The sequence below is a fragment of the bacterium genome, assembly GCA_037127815.1.
GTDB lineage: Bacteria > Patescibacteriota > Minisyncoccia > Phycocordibacterales > CAIZLB01 > CAIJKW01.
On the sequence record JBAXXP010000004.1, the window covers coordinates 37,281 to 52,148 of the forward strand.

General features: G+C 36.2%; 18 protein-coding genes and 2 tRNA genes. 16 read left to right on the forward strand and 4 right to left on the reverse strand.

Annotation, left to right across the window (positions count from 1 at the left end; genetic code table 11):
- The first annotated feature begins 21 nt into the window (after window positions 1-21).
- The 13 genes from WCQ00_03535 (at window position 22) to WCQ00_03595 (ending at window position 9,605) form a co-directional block, all read left to right on the forward strand.
- Window positions 22-414, forward strand: coding sequence for a type II toxin-antitoxin system PemK/MazF family toxin (locus tag WCQ00_03535; protein ID MEI6042608.1), 393 nt, complete (start codon window positions 22-24; stop codon window positions 412-414).
- Window positions 415-587: 173 nt separating this feature from the next.
- Window positions 588-1,229: an MBL fold metallo-hydrolase gene (locus WCQ00_03540; GenBank protein ID MEI6042609.1), complete on the forward strand. Its 642-nt coding sequence runs from the start codon at window positions 588-590 to the stop codon at window positions 1,227-1,229.
- Between the two features lie 77 nt (window positions 1,230-1,306).
- The gene (locus tag WCQ00_03545) at window positions 1,307-1,819 is read left to right on the forward strand and encodes a hypothetical protein (GenBank protein ID MEI6042610.1); all 513 of its coding nucleotides are present in this window, start codon (window positions 1,307-1,309) and stop codon (window positions 1,817-1,819) included.
- A gap of 32 nt (window positions 1,820-1,851) precedes the next feature.
- Window positions 1,852-4,320 (forward strand): DNA gyrase subunit A, encoded by a 2,469-nt coding sequence (gyrA, locus tag WCQ00_03550; protein ID MEI6042611.1) that lies wholly within the window; start codon window positions 1,852-1,854, stop codon window positions 4,318-4,320.
- Between the two features lie 116 nt (window positions 4,321-4,436).
- Entirely contained in the window at window positions 4,437-5,180 is a 744-nt protein-coding gene (locus tag WCQ00_03555) for a hypothetical protein (protein ID MEI6042612.1), read from the forward strand.
- A gap of 27 nt (window positions 5,181-5,207) precedes the next feature.
- Entirely contained in the window at window positions 5,208-5,873 is a 666-nt protein-coding gene (locus WCQ00_03560) for a methyltransferase domain-containing protein (GenBank protein MEI6042613.1), read from the forward strand.
- 16 nt (window positions 5,874-5,889) lie between these two features.
- Window positions 5,890-7,236 (forward strand): hypothetical protein, encoded by a 1,347-nt coding sequence (locus tag WCQ00_03565; protein MEI6042614.1) that lies wholly within the window; start codon window positions 5,890-5,892, stop codon window positions 7,234-7,236.
- Between the two features lie 49 nt (window positions 7,237-7,285).
- A complete protein-coding gene (locus WCQ00_03570) occupies window positions 7,286-7,744 on the forward strand; it encodes a hypothetical protein (GenBank protein ID MEI6042615.1) in 459 nt (152 codons plus the stop codon).
- A 9-nt stretch (window positions 7,745-7,753) separates the two neighbouring features.
- Window positions 7,754-8,143: a hypothetical protein gene (locus WCQ00_03575; GenBank protein ID MEI6042616.1), complete on the forward strand. Its 390-nt coding sequence runs from the start codon at window positions 7,754-7,756 to the stop codon at window positions 8,141-8,143.
- A gap of 52 nt (window positions 8,144-8,195) precedes the next feature.
- Window positions 8,196-8,510, forward strand: coding sequence for a hypothetical protein (locus WCQ00_03580; GenBank protein MEI6042617.1), 315 nt, complete (start codon window positions 8,196-8,198; stop codon window positions 8,508-8,510).
- Between the two features lie 42 nt (window positions 8,511-8,552).
- Entirely contained in the window at window positions 8,553-8,852 is a 300-nt protein-coding gene (locus WCQ00_03585) for a hypothetical protein (GenBank protein ID MEI6042618.1), read from the forward strand.
- 119 nt (window positions 8,853-8,971) lie between these two features.
- A complete protein-coding gene (locus tag WCQ00_03590) occupies window positions 8,972-9,295 on the forward strand; it encodes a hypothetical protein (GenBank protein ID MEI6042619.1) in 324 nt (107 codons plus the stop codon).
- Between the two features lie 16 nt (window positions 9,296-9,311).
- Entirely contained in the window at window positions 9,312-9,605 is a 294-nt protein-coding gene (locus WCQ00_03595) for a hypothetical protein (protein ID MEI6042620.1), read from the forward strand.
- A 315-nt stretch (window positions 9,606-9,920) separates the two neighbouring features.
- Here the strand turns inward: WCQ00_03595 and WCQ00_03600 are convergent.
- From WCQ00_03600 to WCQ00_03610, 3 genes are all read right to left on the reverse strand, one after another.
- Window positions 9,921-10,005, reverse strand: a tRNA-Leu gene (locus tag WCQ00_03600).
- 96 nt (window positions 10,006-10,101) lie between these two features.
- A tRNA-Lys gene (locus WCQ00_03605) sits at window positions 10,102-10,174 on the reverse strand.
- A 99-nt stretch (window positions 10,175-10,273) separates the two neighbouring features.
- A complete protein-coding gene (locus tag WCQ00_03610) occupies window positions 10,274-11,551 on the reverse strand; it encodes an NAD(P)/FAD-dependent oxidoreductase (GenBank protein MEI6042621.1) in 1,278 nt (425 codons plus the stop codon).
- Window positions 11,552-11,694: 143 nt separating this feature from the next.
- Here WCQ00_03610 and WCQ00_03615 point away from each other — a divergent pair, with 143 nt between their 5' ends.
- Window positions 11,695-12,180, forward strand: coding sequence for a hypothetical protein (locus WCQ00_03615; protein ID MEI6042622.1), 486 nt, complete (start codon window positions 11,695-11,697; stop codon window positions 12,178-12,180).
- A 184-nt stretch (window positions 12,181-12,364) separates the two neighbouring features.
- Here the strand turns inward: WCQ00_03615 and WCQ00_03620 are convergent, their stop codons facing one another.
- Entirely contained in the window at window positions 12,365-13,576 is a 1,212-nt protein-coding gene (locus WCQ00_03620) for an MFS transporter (protein ID MEI6042623.1), read from the reverse strand.
- Window positions 13,577-13,983: 407 nt separating this feature from the next.
- Here WCQ00_03620 and WCQ00_03625 point away from each other — a divergent pair, with 407 nt between their 5' ends.
- A complete protein-coding gene (locus WCQ00_03625; GenBank protein MEI6042624.1) occupies window positions 13,984-14,289 on the forward strand; it encodes a hypothetical protein in 306 nt (101 codons plus the stop codon).
- A 199-nt stretch (window positions 14,290-14,488) separates the two neighbouring features.
- A complete protein-coding gene (locus WCQ00_03630) occupies window positions 14,489-14,851 on the forward strand; it encodes a type II toxin-antitoxin system PemK/MazF family toxin (GenBank protein ID MEI6042625.1) in 363 nt (120 codons plus the stop codon).
- The last annotated feature ends 17 nt before the right edge of the window (window positions 14,852-14,868 follow it).

The following is a 14,868-nucleotide window of genomic DNA, read 5'->3' on the forward strand; positions in this document are numbered from 1 at the left end:
GAGTAATAAAATCTTATTCATATGATAAAAGATTTTGATAAATGGAACAGAAGAAAAAAGGCGATTGAGGATTCTGATTGCGAGGTATTATTTAGAACAAAGGAAATTTGGTGGTGTTATGTTGGCTTGAACATTAAAATTGAGTCGTGTGGAAAGGGTGATGATTATAAACGCCCTGTACTTGTGTTGAGAAAATTATCTGCAAAAGGTTTCATTGGGATACCTCTTTCAACGCAAGCTAAGAAGGGCTCATGGTTCGTAGATTTAGAAGTGAATGGTAAAAAAGGATGTGCCCTTATTTATCAAATTAAAATGTTTAGCTCCAGTCGTATGTATTGGAGAATCTCAGTTCTTGATGATTCAAGTTTTGAAAGTGTAAAAGAAAAGCTCAGGTTGTTACTTGAGCTTTTCTAATTGTCACCAGAACTATTGCTCTGGATCAGTGGGTTACCCCAGAAAGATACTTGTTATTATATAAAATGATAGAAATAAGTCAATCAAAATTTGCTGCTTTACACCATATCTATTTTATGGCAAAACGGAAGGGGAGACTAAACAAGAATTGAATAATAGGGTATAATGCCGACATGATTATTACATACCTTGGACGTGAAGCCGTGAAGATTCAATATGGTGATTTGGTTATTGCTTTTAATCCACCAGCGAAGACTTCATCCTACAAAATTAATAAATTTGGTGCAGATATTGCACTTGAAACTCTACCTCATGAGGATATGTGTGGTGGCGCTGAATTAACATATGGGGACAAAAAGCCCTTTGTTGTGTCAGGTCCTGGGGAATATGAAGTTAATAGTATATTTATTAAAGGCTTAGCTGGTGAGTCCTCATACGATATAGATAAGGATGATAAGAAGCTTATTAATACAATTTATGCATTAACAGTTGAGGGAATCAAGATGTTGTTTCTTGGTGCACAGGACGGTCCACTTCCAAAAGATGCTGCTGATGCAATTGACTCTGTAGATGTGTTGTTTTTGCCAATTGGAGGAAATGGTGTGCTTGATGCAAAGTCTGCATATAAAATGGCGTTAAATCTTGAGCCTAAAATTATTATTCCAATTCATTTTGATAGTAAGAAAGACGAAGCATTGATTGCCTTTCTAAAGGAAGCCGGAGATCACAGTGAGCCTGTTGATAAATTAACAATTAAGAAAAAAGACCTAGAAGGTAAAAATGGTGATATAATAGTGTTGTCGCCACAGCAATAAGGGTTTTTAAAGCGCAAAAATAGCATCAGAATCAGTGGTTTCTGACGAGGATACATAAAAAATAAAAACAAAACATCATGTTATCAAAACATATTGAAAACGTAAAACAAAAATCAGAAAACTATAGAACAGTTTATGCCTTTACGGCATCGGTTCTATTCACTGGAGTAGTTGCAAGTTTTTGGGTTTTTTCATTCTTTATTCCAAACATGGGAGGTGTTGCAAACAGTGCTTCTGTGTCAGGTGCCATTGATGGATCAAAAGAAATTAGTCCAACTGGTATTGTGAAGCAAGAGATTGGCGGTATTTTTGATAGTATTAAAAATCTAACTACTGATAATTTTCTAGGTGGAAGATATAAGGTGCAATTTGATAATGGAACACTTGGTATGTCGCAGAATTCTACTATAGAAAGTTCGTCTACGGATGCTTCATTAGAGTCTCCTATAATCACTCCACCAAGTACAATAATTTCCACGACAACAGAAAGCGGATTTACTGTAGAAGTAGATGGTGTAAGTAATGGTAATGATGTTAACGCTAATATTGACAGTAGTAATGTTGAGAATAGTGCATTATTGGGGAATTAATTATAATATTTAAGTACAGATAAAATAAAACAATGGCAAAAAAGATAGAAACAACAGTTGAAGTAGTTCCAGTAAACTCAGACAAAATTCAAGACAGAAATCTAACTGTGGAAATGAAGAAGTCATATATTGACTATGCCATGTCTGTTATTACAGACCGTGCACTTCCTGATATTAGAGATGGACTTAAGCCAGTTCACCGTCGTATTCTTTATGCTATGAGTGGTATGCGTCTTACTGCATCTGCAAAAACTGTAAAGTCAGCAAAGGTGGTTGGAGACGTTATGGGTAATTATCACCCTCATGGAGACGTTGCTATCTATATGTCTATGGTTAACATGGCTCAAACTTTTTCAATGCGTTACCCATTGATAATTGGTCAAGGTAACTTTGGAACAGTTGATGGTGATCCACCTGCTGCTATGCGTTATACCGAGGCTAAAATGTCACGTCTTTCATCTGAGCTGTTGAGAGATATAAATAAGCAAACAGTTAACTTCGTTCCTAATTACGATGGTTCGGCAAAAGAACCTACTGTTTTACCTACTGTTGTTCCAAACCTTTTGTTAAATGGAGTTTTGGGTATTGCTGTTGGAATGGCAACAAACTTTCCACCCCATAACTTAAGAGAGGTTGTTGATGCCACAACTCATTTAGTTGATAATCCAGATTCCTCATCTGAAGATTTGTTAGAATTTGTGAAAGGACCAGATTTTCCGCTAGGAGGTGTTGCTTATAATGAAAAGGATATTGCCGCAGCACTCATTCACGGAAGAGGAGGAGTTGTTGTTCGTGGTGAGGCTGAAATTGTTGAAGAGAAAGCTGGTCAATCTAAAATTATAATTACGTCAATTCCTTATAGAGTAAATAAGTCTACTCTTATTGAAGCTATTGCTGACTTGGTTCGTGAAAAGAAACTTGAAGGTATTAAAGATCTACGCGATGAATCAACAAAAGATATTAGAGTTGTTATTGAATTGAAGAGTGGAAGTTATCCTCAAAACATTCTTAACTTTTTGTATAAGCATACTCAACTTGAATCAACATTTCACTACAACATGGTTGCACTTGTTGAGGGTGTTCCACAAACTCTTTCACTTAAGACTTGTCTTGAAGAGTTTATTAAACATAGAAAGGAGGTTGTAAGAAGAAGAACAGAATTTGATCTAAAAGAAGCACAAGATAGAGAGCATATATTACTTGGTCTTAAGAAAGCATTGGATCATATCGATGCAATTATTAAAACTATTAAAGCATCAAAAGATACTCCTACAGCTCACGTTAACTTGATGAAGGAATTTAAATTCTCAGATAGACAAGCAACCGCCATCTTGGAAATGAAGCTTCAAAGACTTGCTGGTTTGGAGAGAAAGAAAATTGAGGATGAATTAAAGGCCGTTCAAGCATTTATTAAAGAGTGTGAAGATATTCTAAAAAATCCAAAAAGAGTTCTAAAAATAATCAAGGACGAGCTTGCAGATATTAGAGAAAGATTTGGTGATAATAGAAGGACAAAAATCATTAAGCATGCTGCAAAAAACTTCTGTATTGAGGATGTTATTCCTGATGAAGAAAGTGTTCTTGTATTAACTAGTGGAGGGTATATCAAGAGAACTGATCCTGATGAATACAAGAAGCAAAGAAGAGGTGGTGTTGGTGTTGTTGACCTTGATACAAAGGAAGAAGATTTTATAACTCATCTTATAACAACCACAACTCATAGTGATTTATTATTCTTTACAGATAAGGGTAAGGCGTATCAAATTAAAATGTACGATATTCCTGAGGGAAAGCGTGCTACTCGTGGAAAATCAATAATGAACTTCTTGTCACTTTCTGATAATGAGAAAGTAACTTCAGTTCTTCCGATGCCAAAGCAAATTAAAAAAGGCGGAGGACTAAGTCTATTTTTGATTACAAAACAAGGAACTGGAAAGAAGGTTTCTATTGAAAGTTTCCTTGATGTTAGAAGAAGTGGAATTATTGCAATTAGACTTGATCCTAATGATGAATTAGTCTCTGCATCATTTGTTGAAAAGAAGGATTCGGTAATGGTTGTTGCATCAGATGGTCAATCTATTAGATTTGATGAGGGCGATGTTAGAGAGATGGGACGCTCTGCTGGTGGGGTACGTGTTATGAAATTGGATAAGGATGTAAGCGTTGTTGGGGCTGACACAATTGCAAAAGATGTAACTGATGCATATGTAATGGTTATGTCTTCAAATGGATATGGAAAGAAAACTCCAATTAAAGAATATAAGATTCAAGGAAGAGGAGGTTCTGGAATTAAAACTGTAAAGGTTACCCCAAAGACTGGAGATTTGATTTCTGCAAGAATCCTGACAGCAGAACTTGAAGAACTTGTTGCAATTTCAAAGAAAAGCCAGGTTATTAGATGTGATCTAAAGGAGGTACCAGCACTTGGGCGTGATACACAAGGAGTGAGAATTATGAAGTTAAGAGAAGGTGATAGTTTGGCTTCATTGATCTGTCTATAAAAAATTTGCTTCAAAATTAGGAAATCCCAGTGATAATACTGGGGTTTTTTATTACTTGCAAAATTAATAAAAAAAGAGCAATATTCAAAAGGATCCAAAACAACAAAGGAGGCTTTGTGGACAATGATACTAATAATAGAACAAAAACGAACAAAGAAAGAAGGAAGGAAGAAAAGGAGGAAAGAGAGACGCTTAAGATATTTCCAGTAGTCCAATTGACTTGGAGCCGATTACCCAGAATAGTTGTCATCGATTGGAAGAATATTAGGTCTCGTGAATACAGGCTTGATCATCTAACCAACGGTGAATTGAATGCTTTCTGGCACATGGATGCAAACGCCAAGATTGATTATTTGATTAGATGTTTCAATCGTCATCACAGGAGGCCTAGATGTCAAAAAGGCGTAACGGAGTGTCATAATTTATCGTATGTCGATATTGAGTCACATACAAGTTACAATAAGCTGATTTTTGTCATTTCCAGATGGTTCAAAATGTCAGAGGCGGAAGTCAAAACTAAGCATATTGCTATTTTTTTGAAAAAGGTCTATCCGTCACTGGAGAGACTTATGACAAACCCTGTGACGCGAAAGATGAAGAGTCTGAAAAGTTTGCTGCATACTGGTAGTTTTAATAAGTTGAGTCCCGCTTTTATTGGGAATGTTGCAAAGTGGGCTGGTATAAAATTTGGAGCAGTTCATGCAAATGATATTCGGCGATTCATTACACAGATTTACCTAGCACTTAAAAGGATTGCATACGATCACTCCTTGGGTAGACTGAAGACTTTACCTGCGTTCATTAAGGTGCTGAATAAAATTTGGATACCGAGAGATTGCCAAATAATTTTGAAACTCTGATGGAATGCTCGTAACAACGGATCAGGGGTGAATATTCATCGCGCAGGCATTCCATGCCTGCGCGATATTTCGTTTACTGATTTATCTACAGATTATGATCTATCAACAAAATTTAAAAAATACAGATATTTTGTATTTTACTTGTGCTATAATATTTACATGAGTTTTGTTAAACCTGAAAAAACATTGCAGGACATGAATATTGCAGAAGGAATGACTGTTGCTGATTTTGATGCAGGCGCAGGGTACTACACTATGGCTCTTGCAAAAAAAGTTGGACAGTATGGTAAGGTTTTTGCAATTGATACTAGGGCGGATTTGTTGACAAGGATTGCAAATGAGTCAAAGCTTTTAAATCTTAAAAATGTTGAAGTCATAAGAGGGGACGTAGAATCGTTAAACGGCTCAGGACTCTCCAAAGAAAGTGTGGATAGAGTTATTTTAGCAAATACATTGTTTGTGTGTGATCATCCTGAGAAAGTGGTTAAAGAGGCCATTAGGATATTGAAGAAAAAAGGTAAGATCGGTGTAATAGATTGGATAGACTCATCTAATCAAATTGGTCCACATCCAGACTGTGTTGTTTCAAAGAAACATGTAACAGCTTGGTTTGCAAAAGAGAACTTAATTTTAGAGAAAGAATTTGATGCAGGGGACTATCATTATGGACTAGTGTTTAAATTTGTAGATTAAGTTATAATATTTACGTATGAACAAATCATCAAGCCCATTTCAAATTATATTTATAGGAGTATTTATATTTGCAGCCATTGTTGGAGTTATAATCTTTTCTGCGTTTACTAACTCTTCAAATAATACTGCTGTAAAAGCAACTATCTGGGGAACAGAGGCTGAGGCTGATTTCAAAAATCTCCTTGCAATAATCGATCCTCAAAAAAAAGCGATGGATGTAACTTATGTACAAAAAAGTGCTGATACATTTGAAGCAGAATTTGTTAATGCATTAGCTGAAGGAAAAGGACCAGACATTGTTTTAATTGATGATTCAAAAATTTTCTCTTGGAAGGGCAAGCTACAGCCTATTCCGTTTAAAACATTGCCTCAAAGAACATTCTCAGACACTTTTATAGATGCTGCAAACATCTTTGTAATGGCAGATGGAATTTATGCACTACCTTTAAACGTTGATCCTTTGGTTATGTATTGGAATAAGACCATGTTTAGCGATGGTGGAATTGTGTTGCCGCCAAAAACATGGCAACAGCTCACAGCTTCAATTCCAAGTTTAACTCAAAGAACTGATAGATCAGAAATTATAAAATCTGCTGTCGCCCTAGGGGAGTCTTCCAATATTGACCACTCCAAAGAAATTTTTATTAATTTAATGCTTCAAGGCGGAAACAATTTAGTAGAGTTTGACCCTGCCGTAAGTAGATATATGTCTACCGTAGATGTACTTTCTCCAAGTGGCACAAATATTTTTGAAGCAGCCACAAATTTCTATACTTCATTTTCAAATCCTAATAATGAGAGATATTCATGGAATAAATCTCTGGTAAGATCAAGAGATTATTTCATTTCTGGAAATCTAGGAATGTACTTTGGTTTTGCAAGTGAATATCCTGTTCTACAAAGAAAGAATCCTAATCTTAACTTTGATGTTGCTCTTATGCCACAAGATGAGTTAAGGTCTGCAAATGTACAATCTGCATCGTACGCTAAAATAAATGCTCTAGCTCTTGTCAAACAATCAAGAAATCAAGCTGCTGCAATAAGTGTAATGACACAATTGGTTGCCTCAGTTGCTCAGGCAGAGTTTGTAAAAATAACAAACTTGCCTTCTGCCAGAAGAGATCTGCTTCAAGTGCCAAATGGTGAGAACGTGTACATAGATATTTTTGGTAAAGCGGCTATTCAAGCTAAGACGTGGTATGACCCAAGCTCCACTGCGACCGATTCAATTTTTAGAGAATTAATTGACACAATTACAACGGGTAAAATAACAAGTGGAGAGGCTAGAAATATTTTGAATCAGAAGCTTCAGGCTCTTGTCTCAGGGGCAAGCCCAAGTAGTGTTAATTCTACAGGGAATTAATATATAGAATATGTTACAATTTAGATAATTATAATAATAGATAGATTTGATGAAAATAATAAAAAATAAATTATTGAAAAAGGAAAACTTTGCGAAAAGCAAAAATACAGTTTGGTCTACCTTGTTGACACTTGCGGTTGTATTATTTGGTTTTCTAAATGTTAGCAAAGTTTTTGCGCAAAGTACGGGTTCAAACCCTGTTTCAAATCTTTTACTTATCTGTACAACCCGATCAACTCCATGTGGATGGCAAGATTTAATTAATTTAATAAATGCCATGGTTCAATATGCTATTGAGTTAATAGGTATAGTCTTTGTTATAGTTCTATTGTATGCGGGTATGATGTATATAACTTCTGGTGGAGATGCATCAAAGGTTAAGAAAGCTAAGGATATGTTGTATAAAGTTGTTTGGGGAATGGTATATACCCTTTGTGCTTGGATTATTGTATACTTTATACTAACAAGCTTAGGCGTTGACCAAACTTTTTACGAAAAAATTATATAACAACATAAAATGAAAAACACTAGATTAATCTTATTCATGGTTACAGGAGCTTTAATGCTTCTTGTTATCTTTGGTGTAGACTTTATAACCGCCCACTCAATTGCTTTTGCTCAAATAAATGATGGTAAAATTCATAACCCCCTTGGTTCAACAACAACTCTCAGTCAGGTGCTTGGCATTGTTATATCTTCCGTTCAGGTTATTGCTGGAGTTTTGTCTGTTGTTTTCATTATAATCGCAGGTCTTAAGTTTGTATTGGCAAATGGTGATCCTGCAAAGATAAAGACAGCTAAATCAATGCTGCTTTATGTTGTAATAGGTATTGCGATAATATTCGGTGCTCAGGCTATTGCCATAGTAGTTCAGACAACAATTAAGCAGGTTGGTAGCGGGCAATAAAGTGTTTTACATCATCAGTCAAATAAGACTATTATCAATATAATTTAAAAAAATGTTAGAAAGTAAAAATTCACTCTTAGCTCAGGTTGGTAATGTAACAGACCTGAAAAGCCTTGTAGTTGGCATGATAGATATATTAGGAAGTTACGTTGTACCATTCATCGTTGCATTAGCACTTGTAGTTTTTTTGTGGGGAATATTTAGAACCATGACAGCTGCTGGCGATGGTAAGAAAAGACAGGAGGGTCTGGCATATATTACATACGGGATAATAGGCTTGGCTGTTATGATTTCAGTTTGGAGTTTGGTATATCTTCTAACCACTACATTCTTTTCAGGCGGATTGATGATACCTCAGCTAAATTAATCTGATACATGGTAATATGATTATTATTAATTATAAAATACAATGACAGGAGAAATAGGAGCAAAGGGAGTAATAGTATTTCTAATTTCATTTATAAATGGAGTTGTAGGTTTTATAATAGGCCTAACTCTAGTTGTCTTTATATGGGGACTTTTCAAATTGATTTTTGCGAGCAGTGATTCAAAAGAGAGAGAGACGGCTAAAGGGTATATAGTTTGGGGAATTATCTCATTAGCTATCATGGTCTCTGTATGGGGGCTAGTTAATTTATTAACCTCATCTTTTGGTTTTGGTAGTGTTACTCCAATGGTGCCGGGATTCCCAAATACTTCTATATTTTAGAATCCACAGTTTTTCTTTAATTGTGTATATAACTTTTAAATAATAGGGTATAATAGTATTAAGTGACGTTTATGTTGCTTAGTAAAAGATAACTTAGTATTTAATAAAATAATTTAATTATGACAAATTCAACAACTGGAATTAGTGGACTTTACGGCCTTTTGGCCCAAGCTACTGATTTCACAAATAGACTTATTCCCTTTATCATTGGTCTTACTGTACTATTTTTCCTATGGGGTATTTTTAGATTGGTATTCTCAGCTAAGGATTCCGAAGCTAGAACAGAAGCTAGAGGCTATATAATTTGGGGGATTATAGCTCTTGCTGTTATGGTTTCTGTATGGGGACTAGTTAACCTTTTAACAAGCACATTCAGTCTAAATCAAAATATTCCATCAGGTCCTGGTCTACCACAAGCAGGAGGTTCAATTCAGCTTAAATAGTAATTTATAACTAATTATGTCAGGAACTGTACCACCAGCATTGATGACCCTTATAACCTCAATTAGTAGGTATATTCTTAATCCACTTATTGTACTTGCTTTCGCGGTAGCTATGGTTGTTTTCACATGGGGAGTTTTTGATTATATAAAAGGAGCTTCAGATCCAAAAGCTAGAGAAACAGGCAGGAGTCACATTTTATGGGGTATTATTGGTATCGCTATTATGTTTTCTGTTTTTGGAATAATGAGAGTTATTTCAAACACAGTTGGAGGTCCGACAAGTCAGATTCAGAATATACAGAAGCTCTAGAGACTCAAATAAAACAGCACGTACAAATTGTATATGCTGTTTTGTTTTTGATGGGCGAGGAAATATAGTCTTGAAAAGTGCTCTACTTTTAACAAAATAAAAATACACAGACTTGCGTCTGTGTATTTTTTCTGTGGGCGAGGAAGGACTCGGTGCATACTGCCCCAGTACACCTTTGCAATTTTATCGAATCTTTCAGGTTCTCAAAATATAGCAAAGCTTTTCTCGTCCCTCACGTATGTGCCTCAAAGCACACCCTCTCTCCCTTCATATTAAACAAAACAACATACACGGGTGTGTATGTTGTTTTGTTTATGGTGGGCGAGGAGGGACTCGAACCCTCAATCCTTACGGAACTAGTTCCTAAGACTAGCGCGTATACCAATTCCGCCACTCGCCCATATTTATGATTCTTCTGAATTTAAGAATTCAATATTTATATAATACCAGAAGATGTTTTAAGATCCTATAGTATTATAGAGTTATTGAACTCTTGTCCGCCCGGTAGGATTCGAACCTACGACCGTTCACTTAAGAGGCGACTGCTCTACCAACTGAGCTACGGGCGGATATGTTCACAATAGTACCAAGAAAGTGCACAAAATACAACCTCCCTTATCCTAATCATTGTTATCTCCTTGTGCTACCACTCCTTATTACCCTTACTATTATCGCCTTAGCCCTTTAGCAGAAGCCTCGCCGGCAACAAAACCTGTTGTCCAGCATAACTGAAGGCTAAAGCCTCCAGAAGGCCTGTCAACGTTCAGTATATCGCCAACAAGGTATAGGTTGGGGAATAGGCGAGAGGACATGGTTTTAAAATCGACCTCATCAAGAGAAACTCCTCCGCTTGTAATTATTGCCTTGTCCACTCCCAGCAGTTTTTCAACATGAAGTGGTACATCCTTTAGTAGATTTATAAGTCTGATTCTCTCTTCTCTGGTAATGCTATTGCAGGCCTTTTCTGGATCAATTAATGATAGATCTACAATGATGGGTGCGACAGCAGAAGGTACGATATTTACAAGAGCATTTCTAAATTTCTTTTTATCATGTTCTTTAAATAGCTCTTGAAGTTTAGTATTTAAAACTCCATAGTCTTCTGATGGTAATAGGTCTAAGGAGACAGTAACTTCTCCATACTTCAGAAGATCTCCAATATCTCTACTCATATTTAGTATTGTTGGTCCACTTACGCCCACGTGTGTGAAAAGAATTTTTCCCTTCTTAAAGAAATGTTTTTTACCATTTTGAAAAATGGAAATCTTTATATCTGTCATGCTAATACCAGCTAATTTTGGAACCCACTCGTCTTTTATTGCTAGTGGAACAAGTGAGGGAATAGGGTCAATTACAGTATGTCCTATACTTTTTAGCCACACAAAGCCATCGCCGGTTGAGCCGGTAAGAGGAGCGGAAGCACCACCGGTTGCAATGACTACACTTTTTCCATATATCACTTTTTTGCCCTTTAGTGTTATTCCAACTATTTTTCTAGTTGCAACTTCATCATTCTCTACAGCAATACCCATAACTGGGGAGTTGGATAAAACTTCAACTTTATTTTCTCTCATGTAATTCACTAGTACGTCCAAGACGGATTGTGATTTATTCGAAACAGGGAAGGTTCGTAATTCATTTTCTACCTTTGTCTCCATTCCGTATTTGTGAAAGAAATCCAGCGAGTCTTTTACACTATGTTGCGAGAAAGCAGAGAATAAAAATTTACCATCGTCTTTAAATCTTTCTAGAAACTTTCTAATATCAAATTCCGAGTTTGTAACATTGCATCTTCCTCCTCCTGTAATTAAAAGTTTTCTACCTAGTGTTTCATTTTTTTCAATAAGAAGAACCTTAGCGCCACATTCTGCTGCTCTTCCTGCCGATATCATGCCAGCAGGTCCACCACCTACTACTATTACGTCCCATGGGGTATTAGTTTCCATTGAGGTTATATTAGCATTTTTTGCTCGTTGACCCAAATAGATAGTAAAATACATCTCATTGACTATTGATTACAATTAGCATAACCTGTCAGGTAGATAATATTTGGGGTCAGGCACCATGGTGCCTGACCCCAAATTAAACAATGAAGTACCAAACAATAGATAATAGTATGAACATTATTCAAATCGTATCAGATATTTTAGCTCAAACAGTAGAAATTCACGGCTTACCTGAGTCACGCCTAGTGGCGTACTCACCGGGTTGGGGCACAGTAGTCGTTCCTAAATTTGATGTCTTAGCGGAGGATTTGCTTAAAATCGTTCGTCTTCAAACTCTTCTCAAAATAGTTGAAAGTAATACAGGTCTTCAGTCACAAGAAAGTGTTCTTGAGGACATTGGTAATGGGGTTCATGATGACAATCCAAGTTTTAATAATTTTTTGCGGAACGATGGCGCGATTCGCCGTAGTGTTTATGTCCAAGTTATAACTTTGGAGAGATTGATTGTTGAATTGATTCAGTCATTTATACCAGCTGAAAGCGACAGATTTGATGTTGCGTATCGTATTAGCACGGAAAAGCAAATTATGTTCCATGAAGTCTGTTTTTTTGGAGGATCGTCTGATTGAGATCTTGTGGCTAATTATTATTCCTTCTAAATTTACCTCATCATCCAAACGGAAACCCCTCCGTTTCGGTATGGTGGGGTTTTTGTTTTATTTAATTTTAATATTTATCTAAGTTAAGTACGGTCTGCATGTTATAAAATATGCAAAAAAACTGCACAGCTTGGTAGCTGTGCAGACTGAAAATTTAGAGCCTTCCAGTTCCGGCTTTTTTGTTGTGCCCATTTTTTGCAACCATAAGTGTCAGAATAATCATAAGCGATCCCGACATTATCCAGGCTGATGGAATCCCAAAACGATTCGCAACGTATCCACTCGCAAATAGTCCAATCATACCACCAAGGTGGGGTGATATGGCTTCAAAGGAGCTTATCGTTGCTCTTGCGTGTGAGGGAATGTTATCTTGAAGGAACTTATCTTTCAGCGGAGCAAACATACCTCTTGGAATTTCATGGAGAATAAACACTGCGATGCCTACTGGAAATGGTATTATCGTAATAATTAATGTCCCAAATCCAATTAACAGCTGACAAATAGTTAAGGCCTTTTTTTCATCCTTAACTAATGCTAGGAATTTATTAGCAAGTAGTGAACCTGCCGTTAGTCCAAGCATCATACCTGCCCAAATGTATCCTAAAGATTTTTTGTCATGAAGATAATCTAAGAAGTATGGTTGCCATTGCATGTTTAGAGCTTGCACGGCAAAGACTTGAATAAGACCAGCAACCAAAAGGAATCTAATCACTTTGTTGTTGATACCAAATTCAATACTTTGCTTGGTGGTTTCTTTCATCGCCGAGAGCCCCAGCTTGAAGGAAAATTCTTTTTTGACGAAGTACTCTTCCTTAAGCCAGAACATTGCGATTATTCCCGTTATAAGCGAGAAAAACCCAAGCCATATCCATGGCAATTCAATACTGATGTCTGCAAGTTGAGATCCAATTAAAGCAGAAATAATTCCAGCGATTAAGCTAAAAATTTGTGCTCTGGAAAAGACCTTATGCAGTGATTCTGTGTATCCATGATGTTGTAGTTTATCGACAAGCCAGGCTTTAAAGGCCCCACTTGCAAAAGTTGCACCAATTGCCAAAACTGCTTCTGATGCTGCAAAGCCCCAGAATGATTTTGAATAGGCGTACATGAATCCACCGATTGTCGTGAGTAAACACGACATAACAAATGAAGATTTTCTTCCAAAAATATCTGCAAAGGCACCTGTTGGTATCTCACAAATAAATAGGGTTGAAAAATAGACTAAATTTACCAAATTCACTTCAAGTAGGTTTAAACCATTGGAAATGAGGAATGATACGTATACCGCCGCAATTGCGCCTCTTGCGAAGCTCAGGAGTGACGTGAGTGTGACATATTGGACGATTGTCCGTTTTTGTAGGTTCATAATCAATTTTATTCTATTGTTGGTGTCGTTTTTTTTGGCTAGTGCTGAGTAAAAAAATACAAGAAAAAATCTCGGCTTTTACTCAGCCGAGATAGTTCTAAAATTGATTAAATATTTTGTATCTAAGAGTTTGAGTTAAAATTATCACGGCTGAATATAAGTTTTGATGTTCCTGCGTCTGTTGATAGGAACATGGCAAAAAACGCACCAATGTTGTGAATGGGTGAATTTCCTTTATTCATTTGTTGATAACTTTGAGTCATACCAAAATGCTAACACGGAGTTGTTGGTATGTCTAGTATTTTGATTCTATAAAATTAAATGTGGAGTGATGTTGTTTATATTTTAGTTTTTTAAGATATACTATTATTGGAAGAGTGAAGACTTAATCAAAGGAGAATAAAATCATGAGACCATCAGATCAAAATGAAACTCTGCCGTCTATAGGTGATTTGGCAGACCTCGTTGTAGAAAGAGCTGAAAATCAAGGCGTACCTATTGGAAAAGTAATTCACATTGTGGCAAATGAATACGGAGTCACAGCATCAGAAATTGGAAGGGAACTAGGTTTGCGGGCTCAGGCCGCAAAGTTGCGTGAAAGGCGGGAAATCTTAGAGTTTCTCTATTCAGAAAAAATAGAGTGTGGCGCAAGACAAAATCAAGAAGCACTCGTCGAGGGCTTCAGAATTACTGGACATGAGGACGATCTTTAGTGGTGGCGGCGAGGGAAACCCTCGCCGCCACATTTTTATTAGCAAAAACTTTCTGACTTCGATGTTATTTTACTAGTTATGCTGAAAATCTTTTGTTTTTCTCTAGAATTTATTTATAGGAACTTCATGTCTGTTTGGTATTCTTCATAGGCATTGAATATCTTTTTATTATAACCACTAGATTGACAATGTATATAATATGTATATACCTGAACAAGGAAATATTATCAAACTAAACTTCAATCCAATTAAAGGACACGAGCAAGGTGGATACAGACCGGCTGTAGTAATAACCAAAAAGATATATAATTCTAAATCTAATACTATTTTGATTTGTCCAATCACTAGTAAAATTAAGAATTATCCGTATGAAGTGACCATCGAGATGGAGGGGTTCACTGATAACGATAATCTGGGATTGGTGAGCGACATTTCCGGAGTAGTATTAACAGACCATATTAAGTCTGCAGACTATAAAGCAAGAAAAGTTAATTTTTCAGGTAGATTGAAAGAGATTGTTGTGTGGAATATTTTAGCTAAAATTAAAACTTTGATAGATTAAATAGATTGCTACATAAC